This window comes from Brotaphodocola sp. (assembly GCF_983179755.1).
The window spans coordinates 1-17,090 of sequence record NZ_CFAHBC010000042.1 but is presented as its reverse complement, the minus strand read 5'-3'; the positions used below and the strand labels follow the sequence as shown (position 1 = coordinate 17,090).

Sequence of the window (17,090 nt, the reverse complement as noted above, 5' to 3'; positions counted from 1 at the left end):
TCTAACTCATCGATTCGTCTGACCTTGTTATCCAGGTCAAAGTGAATCCCTCACTTCCACTAATGGTTTTTCGAATGTTGATAACTTGTACTTGTACGGATCAAGCTCGACCATTGTGTCACCCACTTTCATTCTTATATTTTTTAATCAATTTTTAAAACAATTTCCAAAGCGCTTCTGGCTTTCTGATGTTCCGATTTTCTAATCTTCTAACCTTCTAATCTTCTAACGATTATTTCTTACACCAGTTTTCTTCCACAGCACTGCTTATACTTCTTACCGCTTCCGCACGGACACGGATCATTCGGGTAAATCTTCTGCTCTTCTCTCTTCTTCGGAGCCTGAACAGCGGACTCATCGCGGTTCGTTCCTGTTACCTTTGCAGCCGGCTCACGCTCAAGCTTCTGCTCAACACGGATGTGGAACAGGATGCGAACGGTCTCCTCGGTGATTGCAGCCGTCATTGCCTCGAACATCTCGTATGCGCTCATCTTGTACTCGACAACCGGATCACGCTGACCATAGGCCTGCAGACCGATTCCCTCACGAAGCTGATCCATATCGTCGATGTGGTTCATCCACTTGTTGTCGATAACCTTTAACAGAACGACACGCTCAATCTCACGCACCTGCTCGGCATCCGGGAACTGTGCTTCCTTCTCCTCGTAGAGCTTGATTGCCTCTTCCTTGAGCATATGCTTAAGCTCGTTCTTCTTGCTGACCGGATGGTTCTCCTCATTGATCGGCTGAAGCGGGATCACCGGAGTCAGCAGGTTGTTAAGCTCTGCCCAATCCCAGTCAGAGACACTCTGCTCATCAGAGATCGACATATCCACTGCGTTCTCCACAATGTCAGTGATCATCTTCAGAACGAGATCACGCATGTTGTCGCCGTCAAGAACTTTCCGGCGCTCTGCGTAAATGATCTCACGCTGTTCGTTGTTGACCTCATCGTACTTGAGCAGGTTCTCACGCAGACCGTAGTTGTTCGTCTCGATCTTCATCTGAGCCTTCTCGATCGCACTTGAGAGCATCTTATGCTCGATCTGCTCGCCCTCCGGAACACCGAGAGCCTCAAACATCTTCATCAGACGCTCAGAACCGAACAGACGCATCAGATCATCCTCAAGAGAGATGTAGAAACGGGACTCACCCGGATCTCCCTGACGACCGGAACGACCACGGAGCTGGTTATCGATTCGTCTCGACTCGTGACGCTCCGTACCGATTACCTTCAGTCCGCCTGCTTTTCTTGCATCTTCATCCAGCTTAATATCGGTACCACGACCTGCCATGTTCGTCGCGATCGTGACTGCTCCATGAATACCTGCATCTGCAACAATCTCTGCCTCGAGCTCATGGAACTTCGCATTCAGAACTTTATGCTGAATTCCGCGCTTCTTGAGCATCTTGCTCAAAAGCTCAGAAGTCTCGATTGTGATCGTGCCGACCAAAACCGGCTGTCCCTTTGCGTGTGCTTCCTCAACCTCTTTGACAACGGCATCGAATTTTTCTTTCTTGGTCTTATAAACTGCATCCTCGTGATCGATACGCTGTACCGGACGGTTCGTCGGGATTGCGATTGCATCCATTCCGTAAGTGTTACGGAACTCCTTCTCCTCGGTCAGAGCCGTACCGGTCATACCGGATTTCTTCTTGAACTTGTTAAAGAAGTTCTGGAAGGTGATTGTCGCAAGCGTCTTGCTCTCACGGCGAACATTTACATGCTCCTTCGCCTCGATTGCCTGATGCAGACCATCGGAATAACGACGCCCCGGCATGATACGTCCGGTAAACTCATCGACGATCAGAACCTCATCATCTTTTACAACATAGTCCTTATCGCGGTGCATCAGGTAGTTTGCACGCAGTGCGAGGATGATGTTGTGCTGGATCTCCAGATTCTCCGGATCTGCAAGGTTCTCAATATGGAAATATTCCTCGACCTTGCGCACACCTTCCTCCGTCAGGTTTACAACCTTATCCTTCTCATTGACGATGAAGTCACCGGTCTCCTCGATGTCTTCGCCCATGATTGCATTCATCTTTGTGAACTCGCCGGAAGCCTCGCCCTTCTCGAGCTGATGAGCCAGAACGTCACAGACCTCATACAGCTTCGTGGACTTACCGCTCTGACCGGAAATGATCAGCGGAGTTCTCGCCTCATCGATCAGGACAGAGTCAACCTCATCGATGATCGCATACTCAAGACCTCTTAAAACCATCTGCTCCTTGTAGATTGCCATGTTGTCACGCAGATAGTCGAAACCGAGCTCGTTGTTCGTTACATAGGTGATATCGCAGGCATATGCCTTCTTACGCTCCTCAGAGTTCATCGGGTTTAAGACGATACCAACACTCAGTCCCAAGAACTCGTGAACCTGTCCCATCCACTCCGCATCTCGCTTTGCCAGATAGTCGTTGACGGTGACAATGTGAACGCCCTTTCCTGTCAGTGCATTTAAATATGCCGGAGCGGTCGACACGAGCGTCTTACCTTCACCGGTTCTCATCTCTGCGATACGTCCCTGGTGAAGAACGATACCACCGATGAGCTGTACCGGATAATGCTCCATCTTCAGCACTCGCTTTGCAGCTTCACGGACAGTTGCAAATGCCTCCGGCAGAAGATCATCAAGAGTCTCTCCGTTTGCCAGTCGCTCTTTAAAAATACGGGTGTTGTCGCGCAACTGCTCATCCGTAAGCTCTCCCATCTTGGGCCTCAGCGCCTCAATCTTGTCCACAATCGGATAAATCATCTTGAGTTCCCGCTCGCTGTGGGTGCCAAATAATTTCTCTATGAGATTCATAAATTCTGTCTCCTAAACATTTTTCTTTCCAGCCAGACAAGCTATAATCTGACCCATTTTACAGTCAATCCTAGTCATTGTAACACTAACCCTCGATTTATTCAAGTTTTCCCCCTCCACTTCACAAAAAATTAACCTCTTTTTTGATCCGTTTTCCACTCCTTTCTCCTAGTTTTCCCACTTTTCCACCAAAATAAGGCAGAAGCAAAACGGAAATGAAACAGAAAATCAAACTTTTCTTTCCAAATCTATCCCTCACTTCCGCATTTTTACAGGTTATATTTTTTCAATATTTTTTCTTATATAGAAATATTTCTATTTATATTTTTTTAAGAATAATTGTCACAACAATTTGTGTATTCTGGTTGAATTTTTCGGACTTGTGTGTTATACTGGAGTCATCTCAAAAGAAGGAGCTGATGACTATGCGTTATACTATTACAGGAAGAAACATCGATGTGACTCCGGGTCTGCGGGCAGCAGTAGAAGAAAAGATTGGAAAGCTTGATCGCTATTTTAATCCGGACACAGAGGTAATCGTCACTCTCAGCGTGCAGAAAGGCAAACAGAAAATCGAAGTTACGATCCCGGTTAAGGGAACTATGATCCGTGCGGAAGAATCCAGCAGTGATATGTACGTCTCCATCGATCTGGTAGAAGAGATCATCGAGCGTCAGATGAAAAAATATAAAAACAAACTGATCGACAAGAAGCAGAGCGCAATGGCATTCTCAGATCTGTTCATCAACGAGGAGTTTGATACCGATGACGAGATCAACATCGTGAAGACCAAACGCTTCGCAGTAAAGCCGATGGACCCGGAAGAGGCTTGTGTGCAGATGGAACTGCTTGGTCACAGCTTCTATGTATTCCTGAATGCAGAGACCGAACAGGTCAATGTGGTATACAAGAGAAAGAATAACACCTATGGTCTGATTGAGCCGGAATTTGAGTAATCATCATTCCACTTCATCAGATTCAGAAAACCAGGTTAAAACCAGATTCCAAAAGGATTCGATTAAGATCCGGTTCGTGAAAAACTAAATTCAAGAAAAATTCGAGGAGGTGCAAGCGCACCTCCTCGTTATCGTTAGATCAGCTTTCTGACCCATGTCCTTCGCTCTCCCAGACATGCCATCCCCCACGCAAAAATCAGCATCGGGATAAAGATGCAGAGCATAATATTTTTCTCCGTCAACGGCAGAGGATTGATCTTTGCCGTCCACGAGAAGAAATAAAAGAAATAAAAGTGAGACAGATACACCCACTCGCTCATCGCTCTGAGTCTCGTGAAAAGTTTCCAGTCCGGCAGACGCAAAGAGAGCGCCGACTCGGTCAGGAAAAAGGCGGTCGGGGCAGCGGAAATCACGATGTTGATATTTCCGCAATGCGTGACCTCCTTTTTCATCACCCAGCAAAAGAAGACTGCCAGCGCAAAGGATACGAGAAACGGCAGATTTCTCGTTTTCTTCGCAAAAACAAGACCAAGGCACACATAAAAACTTCCATAAAAAATTCCGTTTCTCATCGTCATGCAGTGCTGTCCGTAGAGATAAATCAGGTTCTGGATCTTCTGCGGAAGCATCGCCGTGAAATACCAGTTATCGCCGAGACACCCTGCCAGAAACAGCGCACCGGTCACAATCAGCGCCGGTGTGATGTAGCGCGCGCCGAGCGACACGCACCAGACAATCAGGCATGCGGTAATCAGCGCCGGAAGATACCAGAGCTGGGCGATCGTGCTCGAGAAGAAGAACGAGCGGATATAGAAAATCACGCTCTCCTTGATCGTCGCAGTTCCGTGGTACCAGTTGTAAATATCAATCGGCCAGTAGATCACGCACCAGAGCACATAGAGTTTTAAAATTCGCCAACAGTATTTACAAACCTGTCTCCATCCGCCCTTTTTGACGGAACCTGAGCGACTGCGACTGCTTCCACTGACTCCTGATTTTCCTGTTTTCGACGGATCTGAGGTTCGATTTGCCAACTCTCTCTGTGCAGAGGATGACGAGACTCTTCTCTGCTGTTTTCTGCGACTTCTTCCGCGTCCAGATTCCTCATTTCCACTTCCACCCTCGATTTCGTTTCGATCTCTTCCGTTTCCAATTTCCGTTTCCTTTTTCTTTCCTGATCGCTCCCCCGCGGTTCTCTCAGTCCCGCAGATTTTCCGAAACAGAAGAAATCCGGCGACGGTAAAGAAAAACGGCACTGCCAGATTGGAGAGCCACGAGCCGACGGTCAACCGCCACGGGCTCTCCTGCGCATAAAACACCTGAATCATATGGCGACCGGCGACAAGAAGGGCAAGAATAAACTTTACAACATCAACACCATAGTACTGTTTTTTCTGCTCCATGCCTCCCCCTTAATTCAAGAATGTTCCCGCTTTGCTCGGGGTTCGGTAGTTGTACGGGGAGATGATGACACCGGTCCTCGAGTTGCTCGAGTGGATAACCTTTCCATCTCCTATGTAAATCGCTACATGGGTGATCGTGCTTCCGCTTCCATAGAACAGAAGATCGCCCGGCTGAACACTCGAAATCGGGATCGTCTTGACATTCTGTGCCTGATCTCTCGAGGTTCTTCCCGTCGTGATTCCAAAGTGTGCAAAAATCGCCTGCGTGAATCCGGAACAGTCTGCTCCTGTCGTCAGGCTTGTCCCACCGTATACATATTTGTTGCCGAGGAACTGTTTTGCGTAAGCGACAATCGCCGTTCTCGTCGCGGTGACAACTGCGGTGGAACCCGGTCCGCCACTGCCCTTGATCGTCGCACTGTTCTTGGAATCCGAAGTGCCTGCGGTCGTTGTACCAGAAGAAGTTGTCGTGTTCGACGGCTGTACGACAGTCGCAGACGGTTTTGTGCTTGTCCCACTGTTTGTACTTCCTGTTGATCCCGTCGTTCCCGTCGAAGGTCCGGATGCGGTGGACGTACCAGAAGAACTGTTGCTGTTATTCTGTGCCGGTGCAGTCGTGTCAACCTCATCTGGTTTCGTGGCAATGATCGTCGCTCCGTTGTCAGGATTTTCAGAAGACGAATTCGAGGTTGTCGGCGTTGATCCATTTGTGGAAGACTCAGCACCGGAAGGATTTGGAGCAATTGTCGTGCCATTGTTTCCGGTCTGGCTCTCCTCCGCCTCTTCCTTCGCCTCGACTCTGCGGACTTCCTCAAGTTGCGCAATTGCAGAATCTGCCTCCTGCTTTCGCTTCTCCTCTTCCGCCTTCTTTTCCTTTTCCTCCTGAAGCGTCACTGCCTGATCAAACTCCACGCGTGCCGTACAGTAATTCTTGGAAATATAGCCGACAAGATCTTCATCGATCTCGACTTTAAAGAAATCACCCTCATCGTCGACGACGATGTACTCCGCACCCTGAGACAACAGAGTCAACGTCGTGCTCGTCAGGTTCGGCTCCGCTCTCAGGCGAAGACCATCCGCGCTGATCGTGACAAACTCTCGCCGAATCGAGCGCGCAAGCTGTTCCGCCGAATCTCCGGTCACAAAATACTGAGCCTTAATGTATCCGGTTACTGCGCCCGACTGGATTCGATACCACTTTCCACCCTCGCCCTCGACAGTCTCAAGAATCGTCGCCGCACAGTTGTTATAAATCTTTCCGACAATCGTGCTGTCCGTATTTGGATTCTCTCTGATATTTACATAATCGGATACCTGCGAGACTGCAATATTCTCATAATTTCCCTGTGATGCCACAACCGATACGGTATGCGGAGATTTCTGCACATCCGCATAAGCGGGAATCACTCCCAGAGTCATTGCACACACACAGCTCAGGGTTAACATCCTGATTGTTTTTTTCATCTATTTTTTCTCCCTCTCGTCTCCCTCAAATTCAAGTATTGCAAAAATCATTTATGAAACCTCATTTATGAAGCCTTTTACAATGGTTCTATTGTGAACTGCACGGTCATTGAATGACCGAGGATTCCCGCTCAGATGTCCTAACGATAGTTCCAGCGATGATTCTAGCGATGGCTCCATGCATTCAGATACCGCTCGGCACTGCTGACCGCATTCGCGCCATCCGCAGTAGCCGTCACAATCTGGCGAAGCTGTTTCGTTCTCATGTCCCCCGCCACAAAAATTCCCGGCACACTCGTCTCACACGTCTCCCCGGCACACACATAGCCGTGATCCGTCTGAACCAGATCTTCCACGAACGTGCTGTTCGGCTCAATTCCGACTGCCACGAAGACCCCGTTCACAGAAAGCTGCGAATGTTCCCCACTCTTCACATTGCGAAGCTGAATGTTCTCAACTCTCTGCTCCCCGCAGATCTCCTCGACCACGGTATCCCAGAGAATCGTCACATTCTCAAGCGCCAAAAGCTGTTCCTGAAGGGATCTCGCCCCGCGCAGTTCTCCTCTGCGATGAATCAGATAGACGTGACTGCACATCCGGGACAGAAAAATCGCATCCTCGATCGCGACATCTCCGCCTCCGACGACAGCGACCTCTTTTCTGCGGAAAAACGCTCCGTCACACGTCGCACAGTAGCTCACTCCGGAACCGCGAAGGCGCTCCTCACCAGGAACTCCAAGACTTCTGTGTGTCGCCCCTGAAGCCAGAATCACCGTCTTTGCAAGATAGGTTCCCTTCTTTCCCGTGAGCACCTTCCATGTCTTTTCAGAGTCAAAATGTGATACAATCTCTGTGACACCCGGTACTTCCACCTGTGCAGCTCGCAGATCTCTTACTCCATCCTCCGAAGCATCGATCGCCAAAAGATCCGTATCCTGCTCCTGCATCAGGCGAATTCCCACAATCTCATCGGTGACAAATTCTGCGCCGAGGTGATCCGCATGCTCCCGGAATTTCGTTCCGAGCGTAAATCCATCCACCACCGGAAATCCCGGATAGTTCTCCACCTCATACGTCGTCAGCACCTGTCCTCCGCTGACCATCTCTTTCTCAATCACAAGAGTATTCAGTCTCGCACGCTGTGCGTAAATCCCTGCGGTCAGTCCTGCCGGACCGGAACCAACAATCACCAGATCATATTTTTTTTCCATTTTTCACTCCTGTTTTATTGCTTACGTTCCGTTACAGTAAAGTAACTCTGTTGCTTCCCCATCGCATCAAAACTGCGTCACTGTGGTTCAGTATAACACAAGTTTCTTTTAAGATACAGAGAGTTACGGAAATTGTAATTGAATCGTAAAGGATTCCAGAAAGTTCGAGATTTTTCCTTGCTCATTATCCCCGAAAAACTTATAATGGAACTATCAAATTTTAAGAAAGGAAGCGTGTTTGTATGGCAAAAAAAGTAGTACTTGTAACGGGTGCTTCCCGCGGAATCGGAAAGGCGATCGCCATAAAATTTGCAAAAAAAGGATATAACGTCATCATCAACTGCGCGCATCGGGAGCGCGAGCTTCTTCAGGCGCAAAAAGAGATCTCCAGCTATCAGGTCGGTTGTACCGCCTTTCTCGGAGATATGGGAAAAATGGAAGACTGTGAAAAATTGTTTGCGCTGATCCGCAAACAGTACGGCTCCCTTGATGTTCTCGTCAACAATGCCGGTGTCGATTACATCGGACTGCTTCAGGATATGACGAGCGAGGACTGGGACCGCATCATCCGCACAAACCTGACCTCCGTCTTTAACTGTTGCAAACTGGCAATCCCGATGATGCTGTCTGCCGGTTCCGGAAAAATCGTAAACATCTCCTCCGTCTGGGGAAATGTCGGAGCTTCCTGCGAGGTTGCCTACTCCGCAACAAAGGGTGGCATCAATGCATTTACCCGCGCCCTCGCAAAAGAACTTGCACCGAGCAACATTCAGGTCAACGCTGTTGCCTGCGGAGCGATCGACACGGAGATGAATCAGTGGATGGAGGAAGACGAGATGCTCCAGCTCGTCGATGAGATCCCGGCAGGTCGCCTCGGAACCGCCGAGGAAGTCGCTGACTTTGTCTACCATCTCGGATACAAGGGTTCCTACCTGACCGGACAGGTCATCGCAATGGACGGCGGATGGATCTAATGATCTGATCCCCGTAAAATAATTTTTTTAAAATTTTTTATTTTTTGCAACATTTTATTCTCCTCATCTGTATAACTCATGAAGGGAAATAATTCCCTTAAATAAAAAAGATGAGGAGAATTTATCATGAAAATGAACAAGAACGTAGCAAAGGTAGCAAACTGGAATAAGAACTAAAACAAGAACCTGAACGCAAATAAGAATTTCGGCAACCGCAAGATCCGCACCTGTCTCACGACTCTCGGTCTTCTGACACTCGTCTTGATGAGCGCCTGCGCAAGACACGAAACCACGACCAGGGCAGAGAAGACTTCGATCAGCGCAGAGACCTCTGCAAATGAAACTGGTCAGATGACCTCGATGCCGAACCCGTTTATCGATCACACAACCCTTGCCGACGCGCAGAATACTGCTGGATTTTCGTTCAAGATTCCGGGCGAGATTCAGGGTGTCTCCGCGAATGTTTTTCGCACCCTCAATAAGGAATTGATTGAGGTGATTTATCTCAAGGACTACGATGCAAATGATGCAAACAGCGATCAGACAACGGCAAGCGCAGACGATAACACCTCTGAGCCATCCTACACAGAGATCGCGCGGATTCGCAAAGGACTCTATAACGGAAAGGACATCAGCGGAGATTACACCACTTATTCCGAGACTTCCACCGCCACGATCGGCACGCGCGAAATCACAATGAAGGGCGATAACGGTATGGTGAAAACTGCGATCTGGACAGACGGCGATTACTCCTACTCGATCAGCACGAACGGAATCTCCGTTGATGAGATCAGTGCTCTGATTGCAGAGATTGAGTAATGGATTGAGTATAGGATTAAGTCATTGATTGAGTATTGAGTCATAAAAAGATTTCATAAAAAACATTTTTAGGGGATTTGTATGAGTATACTTTCGTTGGAACTTCCCTGCTCGCCGGGCGGTTTCGATTTTTTGAGATCACTGAAAAAATTTTTATCTGCTTTCCATGCGAAAATTTATGGATATGCGTCCGAGAGAAAGCGACTCGCCCGACAGGACTCCGTCGCAAATAATGCTGAATACCTTCTCGATACCTACGGCAATTCGATTCTGCGCCTTGCCTATTCCTACGTTCACAATATGAGTGATGCCGAGGATCTTCTTCAGGATACGCTGATCACCTACCTCGACTCTGCTCCCGAGTTTGAAAATGAGACACACGAGAAGGCATGGCTTTTAAAGGTCACGGCAAATCTCTCCAAGAACAAGATTGCCTACAACCGCCTCCGCATGACCGACGAACTCGATGAACAGCTGATCGACGAAAAACAAGAAGATCTCTCCTTTGTCTGGGAAGCCGTTAAAAATCTTCCCGACAAATACCGGGAAGCGATTCATCTGTTTTATTACGAGGGCTACTCGACCGCAGAGATTTCAAAGATCCTCGGGCGCAAGGAGAGTACAATCCGCTCAGACCTCAGACGGGCACGCGCAGAACTAAGAATGATTTTGAGGGAGGTGTATGACTTTGAGTAAATCCTACAAAAATAACTCCTACAAGGAAATCATGGATCGCATTGAAGTCACTGACGAAATGCGCAGTCGGATTCTAAACAATGTGGTACTCTCCTCGGAGAAAAAGCGCCTGCCGTTTCCTCGCACCTCGCGCTATCTGTCGGTATGCGCCAGTCTTCTGATTCTCGCAATCGGTGCACTGACGCTTCCGCAAATGATCGACCGGATCACGAACCAGATACCGATTGAAGGTGTCGGAAGTGTTCCCGGAACTGCATCGATTGAGACTTGCAAATCGATCAATGAACTTTCCCGAAGAATGGGATTTAAAGTTTTCGGACTCTATGATTTCCCATTTGAAGTGACCTCCACCGAGTACACGTCCTACTTTGATGAGCTTGCACAGATCACTTACCGCGGAGCTGACAATCAGATTGTCTACCGCCAGTCCTCAAGCGCAGAGGAGAAAGACAATTCCGGAGATTATAATTCATATTCCGATGTCATCGCAACAGATATTGACGGATTTTCACTTATCCTGAAAGGAGACAATGAAAAATACGTTCTCGCGACCTGGTATGACAACGATTTCTGTTACTCGATCCGCATGGAGGTCGGATTGGAGCAAGCAGAACTCAAACATCTTGTAGAGCAGATTGCGACAGAAGCTTCCGAAGCATCACGCAAATAAATTAGCAAAAAAGTCCCGCATCACCATCGGCTTAAGCAAAAGCCAATCGGAGTGCGGGACTTTTCTGTTTTCCCGAATGGATTTAATATTGAATTACGATTGAAACGGATATTTGATCCTTCATCCAATACTAATACTTCCGGATCGTGTCGTCCGAATCGTCGGTGTTCTCGATTTTTCGGATCGTCACATAATAGCTGTATGTCTCATTTGCCTGCACCAGCACGCGATCGCCGACTTTATGGCGCAGAATCGCCCGACCGAGCGGGGACTCAGTGCTGATCATATTGTGAATCGAACTTCCACGGATACTTGTCACGAGCTTGTAGACCTCTTCCTCGTCATCATCCTCCATGAAAAGCGTCACTGTGTTGTTCAGTCCAACCTCATCCTCGCGGGAGGCATCCGAGATCACAATCGCATTCTTGAGCAGATTCTCCAGATAGCGGATTCGGCTCTCATTCTGATTCTTTTCGCGTTTTGCCGCATGGTACTCAAAATTTTCACTCAGATCGCCGTGGGAACGCGCTTCCTTGACCGCCTCAATCAGTTTCGGTCTCTCCTCAAGTTTTCTCTGGTCAATCTCCTGCTGAATTTTCTCTACGTCGTGCTGTGTCAGTTTCTCTCTCATTTTCCGCCAGATCCTTACTTATTTTCCTCTTCCAGACTGTTCATCGCCAGTTTGATGCATCCCATGATTCCCTGATCGTCGTTGAGACTTGCCGGAACGATGTAATTGTCGATGTCAGCCAGCTCTTTCGCCTGAATATATCCGTTCAGCTCTTTGAGCATCTTCTCGCGAATCATCGAGAAGAGCTGTTTCTGGTGCATAACACCACCACCTAAAATAATCTTCTGCGGGCTCAGAGTCAGAACGATTCCCATCAGAGCCTGAGCGATGTAATAACTCTCAAGATCCCAGACTTCCTCGCGGTCTGCGAGCTGAACTGCCTTTGCGCCCCATCTTTCCTCGATTGCCGGACCCGCTGCCATTCCCTCAAAACAGGTTCCGTGATACGGGCATTTTCCCTTGTAGGTATCGCCACTGCGCGGAACCATCTTCACATGACCTGCCTCCGGATGAAGCATGCCGTGAAGCATCTTTCCATTTGTCATGATTCCGGCACCGACACCGGTTCCGATTGTAAAATAAACGGCATCGGTCAGACCCTTCGCACAGCCCCAGGTCACCTCACCCAGCAGAGAACCATTTACATCGGTATCAAAACCGACCGGAATCTTCAGTGCGTCCTTGACTGCACCGACAATGTTGTAATTTCTCCACGGAATCTTCGGTGTGGAAGTGATGTATCCGTAAGTCTCAGAATTCTTATTCAGATCGATCGGTCCAAAGCAGGCAATTCCGATTGACGCAATCTCCTTGTCCTTGAAGTATTCCAGAATTGCCGGCATCGTCTCCTCCGGAGTCGTCGTCGGAATCGACTTCTGCTCTAAAATCTCTCCGTTTTCATTTCCGATTGCACATACCATCTTGGTTCCGCCCGCTTCAAGTGCTCCAAACAACATAGTATTACTCTCCTTTTTTTATTTTCCCGTTTTTATTTTTTATTCGGATTCTCATTTTATCTTAGCATTTTTATTTTGCCTTCTCAACCTTTAACTTTCGTCCCTGTTTTTCCGTTACGGATTTTCCCAAATTTCCATCGAAATTTAGAAGAAATCTGCTTTTCAGGAAACGTGGGAGGTGATCAGCTCAAGTTTTCCGGAAAATTCCAGATTGCCACAGCCAAACGGTGCGATGAAGTGATCGCCCTTCTTAATCGGATGATTGTTCACGCTTCCCTCGCCCTCAAGGACATCGACAATCAGGAAGGAATACGGCTGTTCCATCGTCATCTTCTCTGCTGTCTCAAAATGATCTACGGTAAATAACGGACAGCTCACAAGGCGCTGACTGATATTTCCGTCCTTCTCGACTGCCTCCTGCACGGTATTTTCTCTCTCCTGCGGACAACGAATCACATCGAGGCTCTGCTTGATATGAAGCTGTCTCGGCTTGCCGTCCTGCAATCTTCCATAATCGTACAGACGATAGGTGATGTTGCTGTTCTGCTGAGTCTCAAGAATCAGCGTACCCTTGCGGATCGCATGAACCGTTCCCGCCGGAATGTAGAAGAAATCTCCTTTGTGAATCGGGATCACATTCAGAAGATCATCCCATCTTCCCTCGTCAATCATCGCCTTCAGCTCTTCTTTCGTCTGAGCCTTGTGACCGATGACAATGTCCGCTCCCTCATCGCAGTCCACAATATACCAGCACTCGGTTTTTCCCTTTTCTCCGTTCTCATGAGAGTATGCATACTCATCATCCGGATGAACCTGAATGCTTAAATGATCTCTCGCGTCAATGAGCTTAATCAGAAGAGGAAAAACATCGCCCTCCAGATTTCCAAAAAGCTCTCTGTGCCCGTCCCAGAGTTCTTTCAGCGTCTTTCCCTGATAATGACCCTCGGTCACAACACTCTGACCATCTGGATTCGCACTGATCACCCATGCCTCTCCAGTGTGATTTCCCTGTGTCTCATAACCATAAATGCTCTTTAATTTTGTTCCACCCCAAATAACTTCTTTACAATAGGGCTTCATAAATAACAGTTCACCCATGAGAAATCTCCTTTGCTATTTTTTTAACCATCTTGCTTGTCCCATCATATCACAAAACAGAGCGCGGCGAAAGAATTTTTTATGTCTGTTTTTCAAAACTTATTTTGACCAGACAAGCCCCTCGTTCTGGTCATCGTAATTAAATTTTCCGTCATTCTTTTCTTCGAGTGCCTTGATCATGTGATAGGTGTACTCGTTATACGGGGTCGCGATTCCAAGTTCTTTTCCCATCCGCATCAGCGCACCTGAGAACATATCGATCTCGGTGTGTCTTCCCGCCTCGATATCCTGCAACGTGGAATAGCGTGCTGATGGGCGAACCGGTGCCCCGTGATTCGAGGAACTGTCAATCTTGCTCATATCCACGCCCTTCGCCTTTGCGATCGCCTCAAGTTCTGCACGCAAGCCATCGCTGATTGCCTTCATATGCGCACTGTCGCGGTAGCATCCGACTCCGGCGCCGAGAATCGCCTGCGGAAGATTGTTGCAGACATTTAAACGGAACTTGCTCCACATCTCTTCCCGAATACAATCGGTCGAGCGGATGCGGATTCCGGTATCTGCAAAAAGCGCCTTGACCGCCTGCACGCGCTCGCTCTCATATGGAGCAGAAACTTCCCCGAAAATGATTCCGATCGTCGTCTCCGGATCAAAATGAATACCGTCTTCTTTTCTCTGGGACGCAACCTTGATCAACGAATTCAGGATATGCGACTCCCCGATCTCCTTCGCAATCAGCTCCTCACTGTCGATTCCGTTCATCAGGCTCATCACGATCGTATTCTCACCGACAATCGTCCGGATCATTTTCATTGCCCCCGGAAGTGCCCCGTATTTGAGCGAGACAATCAGAAGATCCACACCGTGCGCCTCCTCGGGCGACCAGATATTCGGGCGGTAAACCTCCCCATTGATCGTGCATCCGTCTGCTTTGAGGCGCTCTGCGCGCTCCCCGTCTGCGACCACGCCGAGTCTGACATTTTTGTTCTCATAAAGTCCCCAAATAATATACGAGCCGACTGCCCCCGCTCCCAAAACTGCAACTGACTTTATCTCCATCTCAATCGCCGCCATCTTCTCTGGATTCGTTCCGATCACTGATATTCTCATACGTTGTTTCTCCTTTATACATATTTTCGTTTTGCATTTGCTCAATCATTCCCCTTTATGAGATTGATTATATCTTATTAGCCACTACTGTTACAACTATAGTTTATCACAACACCATAGATGCTTCCGTCCGAGGACAGCTTTTGAAATGACACCTTCAGATTCAGATAGTCGGATGCAAACTGGTCAATGGGTGTCGGAAGCGCGAATCTTGCCGGATCATCTGCTTCGCTGCCGAAAAAGGACTTTTGAAAATCTCTTATCACTGCAACAGCGATTTCTTCTATCTTTTTCTGTGAAAGGATCATAGGCACGGCTCCTTTGCTTCAACGAACCATTTTTCATCTTCGTTGTACAGAAAACTCTCATGCCCACCCATTATGACCGTATAGCGGATTCCGTAGCCACCTACCTTCGTGGAAGCAGCCCGACACTTATGCTTCAATCGGTCGATCTCATACACCCGTCCGTCAATCCATCGAATCAGGCGCGGACGGATATTTCCCTCTGCATCCACATCCAAATTCACAGGTACATATACTTTTCTACATTTCTGTTCCGACATATTCTACGCTCCACCTCTGTAAACCGGCGAATGTGTTGACTTCTTTTAGCAAAGAACTCACCAAATTCTACCGGTGCTGTATTAACCAATCATTCCTGTCGGCATAACCAAATCCACTTTTCGCTCTGTCGACATCTTGCTTTTCTGAAAAAGTACCCTATTTTTAATCGCATCTTTCCCGAATCGGAATCGAATCTGCTCAATCGCTGCGCCCAGCCGTTCCTGGCGATCCAATGATTTCACATCAGTGAATAGGTCGTATTGTATCGGACAATCCTCTTCAAACAGGTTGATTGCCCGAACCGTCACTGAACGAATCGGATGTTCCCAATGATAGTTCTTTGCAAACAGATCAAATGCGATTTTCGCCAGATAGGAGGGGCTTTGTGTCGGAATACTAATCCGGTTCTGCCACTCTTTCGTGTAAAGCTCGTTGTTGCGGATGGAAATCGCTATTCCACCAGCTTTCTTTTTATGCGTTCGCAGCTTGGTTCCGATCTCCTGCACCAGCTCCAGCATGACACACCAGACTTCGGCGTTATTCTCCAAATCCTGCATGGTCGTTATTCCGTGCCCAATGCTCTTTACTGGAGAGACATAATCGGAACGCATAACCGGCGAATCATCCAGTCCATTGGCATATTTCTTAATTGCCAATCCATTCTTTCCAAGGCGGCATTTCAGGAAATCATCCGATGTTGCAGCAAGCTCTCCAATGGTATGAATCCCATAACCGGACAGAATCTTCTCGGTCGCTCTGCCGATTCCAAGCAAGTCAAAGGCAGGAAGACACCAAATCTTCTCCCAGAATGAGTCTGCTTCGATGCAGGTAATCGCATCCGGCTTTTTCATATCCGACCCAATCTTGGCAAAAATCTTATTGAAGCTCACTCCTGCGGAAATCGTAAGTCCCAATTCAAACTTAACGGTTCTACGAATCTCATCTGCGATTTCAAATCCAGTTCCCATGCAGCCGCTTCCGGTCACATCCAGCCAGCATTCGTCCATCCCATACGGCTCGATCTGATCAGTATAACGACCGTATATCTCACGAGCTAATTTTGAAAACTTCATATATTGCTCATAGTGCGGCTCCACGATCACAAGATCCGGACACTTCTGTTTTGCTTGCCAGATTGCCTCTCCCGTGGAAACGCCAAACGCCTTTGCTGCATAGTTAGTTCTTCGCAAGTACGATACCATGCCGTTCCTCCACAGAACCGCACACTGCCACCGGCTTGTTCTTCAGTTCCGGGTTCAGCATACACTCGACAGAGGCATAGAAATTATTCATATCACAATGAAGAATCACCCTTTGCATCCCGTATTCCTCCTCTCCGTTTGTGAAAGCACGAACAACTTTTCGCGAACACATTGACACACAGCATTTCTTGTGATACTATAATTACACGAATTGTATTTCGTGTTTTCATCGTCATTATAGCAAGCACAGTTTTTCGTATCAATATGTTTTTATGAAAAAGTATTCGTGTTCACCATCAAAAAAGAAAGAGGTATTCCTATGGTCTTCAAAGAAAGGTTGAAAGAAAAAAGAACAGAAGCCAATTTAACTCAGGTAGAACTTGCAGAGAAGGCCGGTGTAACCGCCCGCACAATTCAGAATTATGAGCTTGGCAGCCGCAAACCATCCAATATGGTCACGATCCAGAAGATTGCGGATGCGCTGAACACTACTACTGAGTACCTGCTGGGAAGCAGTGGCACCTACGTTGTAGAAGCTCATGAAAAAGGCGGCGCAAAAGCAGCGAAAGATATTGAAGAACTGG

General features: G+C 47.9%; 18 protein-coding genes and 1 pseudogene. 6 read left to right on the top strand and 13 right to left on the bottom strand.

The window, feature by feature from the left end; translation table 11 throughout:
- Positions 1–114 (bottom strand): annotated as a pseudogene (gene prfB, locus AC4EVX_RS11750) (peptide chain release factor 2); the annotation flags it as partial.
- A 125-nt stretch (positions 115–239) separates the two neighbouring features.
- Complete coding sequence (secA, locus tag AC4EVX_RS11745; protein ID WP_308451544.1) at positions 240–2,810, bottom strand: preprotein translocase subunit SecA; 2,571 nt, start codon at positions 2,808–2,810, stop codon at positions 240–242.
- Between the two features lie 425 nt (positions 2,811–3,235).
- Here secA and hpf point away from each other — a divergent pair, with 425 nt between their 5' ends.
- On the top strand, positions 3,236–3,766 hold the full coding sequence (gene hpf / locus AC4EVX_RS11740) for a ribosome hibernation-promoting factor, HPF/YfiA family (protein WP_177978348.1): 531 nt from the start codon (positions 3,236–3,238) through the stop codon (positions 3,764–3,766).
- Positions 3,767–3,900: 134 nt separating this feature from the next.
- On the opposite strand, the gene AC4EVX_RS11735 is transcribed toward hpf, so the two are convergent.
- The 3 genes from AC4EVX_RS11735 to AC4EVX_RS11725 all read right to left on the bottom strand — a co-directional run bounded on the left by AC4EVX_RS11735 (position 3,901) and on the right by AC4EVX_RS11725 (position 7,844).
- Entirely contained in the window at positions 3,901–5,169 is a 1,269-nt protein-coding gene (locus AC4EVX_RS11735; RefSeq protein WP_490160274.1) for an acyltransferase family protein, read from the bottom strand.
- Between the two features lie 9 nt (positions 5,170–5,178).
- Positions 5,179–6,633: a C40 family peptidase gene (locus AC4EVX_RS11730; RefSeq protein WP_490160273.1), complete on the bottom strand. Its 1,455-nt coding sequence runs from the start codon at positions 6,631–6,633 to the stop codon at positions 5,179–5,181.
- Between the two features lie 164 nt (positions 6,634–6,797).
- On the bottom strand, positions 6,798–7,844 hold the full coding sequence (locus AC4EVX_RS11725) for an NAD(P)/FAD-dependent oxidoreductase (RefSeq protein WP_490160272.1): 1,047 nt from the start codon (positions 7,842–7,844) through the stop codon (positions 6,798–6,800).
- A gap of 242 nt (positions 7,845–8,086) precedes the next feature.
- Between AC4EVX_RS11725 and ymfI the strand changes: the two genes are divergently transcribed.
- The 4 genes from ymfI (at position 8,087) to AC4EVX_RS11705 (ending at position 11,003) form a co-directional block, all read left to right on the top strand.
- Complete coding sequence (gene ymfI, locus AC4EVX_RS11720; RefSeq protein WP_177978344.1) at positions 8,087–8,818, top strand: elongation factor P 5-aminopentanone reductase; 732 nt, start codon at positions 8,087–8,089, stop codon at positions 8,816–8,818.
- Between the two features lie 264 nt (positions 8,819–9,082).
- The gene (locus AC4EVX_RS11715) at positions 9,083–9,637 is read left to right on the top strand and encodes a hypothetical protein (RefSeq protein WP_490160271.1); all 555 of its coding nucleotides are present in this window, start codon (positions 9,083–9,085) and stop codon (positions 9,635–9,637) included.
- Positions 9,638–9,718: 81 nt separating this feature from the next.
- The gene (locus AC4EVX_RS11710) at positions 9,719–10,333 is read left to right on the top strand and encodes an RNA polymerase sigma factor (RefSeq protein ID WP_490160270.1); all 615 of its coding nucleotides are present in this window, start codon (positions 9,719–9,721) and stop codon (positions 10,331–10,333) included.
- Positions 10,326–11,003 (top strand): DUF4367 domain-containing protein, encoded by a 678-nt coding sequence (locus AC4EVX_RS11705; RefSeq protein ID WP_177978341.1) that lies wholly within the window; start codon positions 10,326–10,328, stop codon positions 11,001–11,003. The genes AC4EVX_RS11710 and AC4EVX_RS11705 overlap by 8 nt, the downstream gene beginning before the upstream one ends.
- A gap of 130 nt (positions 11,004–11,133) precedes the next feature.
- Here the strand turns inward: AC4EVX_RS11705 and greA are convergent, their stop codons facing one another.
- The 8 genes from greA to AC4EVX_RS11665 form a co-directional block, all read right to left on the bottom strand.
- The gene (greA, locus tag AC4EVX_RS11700) at positions 11,134–11,634 is read right to left on the bottom strand and encodes a transcription elongation factor GreA (protein ID WP_177978340.1); all 501 of its coding nucleotides are present in this window, start codon (positions 11,632–11,634) and stop codon (positions 11,134–11,136) included.
- A 14-nt stretch (positions 11,635–11,648) separates the two neighbouring features.
- Positions 11,649–12,530 carry an ROK family protein gene (locus tag AC4EVX_RS11695; protein ID WP_177978339.1) on the bottom strand — a complete coding sequence of 294 codons (882 nt, stop codon included), beginning with the start codon at positions 12,528–12,530 and terminating at the stop codon, positions 11,649–11,651.
- 162 nt (positions 12,531–12,692) lie between these two features.
- Entirely contained in the window at positions 12,693–13,628 is a 936-nt protein-coding gene (gene manA, locus AC4EVX_RS11690) for a mannose-6-phosphate isomerase, class I (RefSeq protein ID WP_177978338.1), read from the bottom strand.
- A gap of 99 nt (positions 13,629–13,727) precedes the next feature.
- Entirely contained in the window at positions 13,728–14,687 is a 960-nt protein-coding gene (locus AC4EVX_RS11685; RefSeq protein ID WP_177978356.1) for a 2-dehydropantoate 2-reductase, read from the bottom strand.
- Between the two features lie 128 nt (positions 14,688–14,815).
- On the bottom strand, positions 14,816–15,046 hold the full coding sequence (locus AC4EVX_RS11680; RefSeq protein WP_490160269.1) for a hypothetical protein: 231 nt from the start codon (positions 15,044–15,046) through the stop codon (positions 14,816–14,818).
- A complete protein-coding gene (locus AC4EVX_RS11675; protein ID WP_490160268.1) occupies positions 15,043–15,303 on the bottom strand; it encodes a hypothetical protein in 261 nt (86 codons plus the stop codon). The genes AC4EVX_RS11680 and AC4EVX_RS11675 overlap by 4 nt, the downstream gene beginning before the upstream one ends.
- 81 nt (positions 15,304–15,384) lie before the next feature.
- Positions 15,385–16,506, bottom strand: coding sequence for a DNA polymerase Y family protein (locus tag AC4EVX_RS11670; protein ID WP_490160267.1), 1,122 nt, complete (start codon positions 16,504–16,506; stop codon positions 15,385–15,387).
- Positions 16,481–16,624, bottom strand: coding sequence for a Y-family DNA polymerase (locus tag AC4EVX_RS11665; protein WP_490160266.1), 144 nt, complete (start codon positions 16,622–16,624; stop codon positions 16,481–16,483). The genes AC4EVX_RS11670 and AC4EVX_RS11665 overlap by 26 nt, the downstream gene beginning before the upstream one ends.
- 201 nt (positions 16,625–16,825) lie before the next feature.
- On the opposite strand from AC4EVX_RS11665, the gene AC4EVX_RS11660 reads away from it, so the two are divergent.
- A partial coding sequence (locus tag AC4EVX_RS11660) for a helix-turn-helix domain-containing protein (RefSeq protein WP_490160265.1) occupies positions 16,826–17,090 on the top strand: 265 nt, incomplete at its 3' end.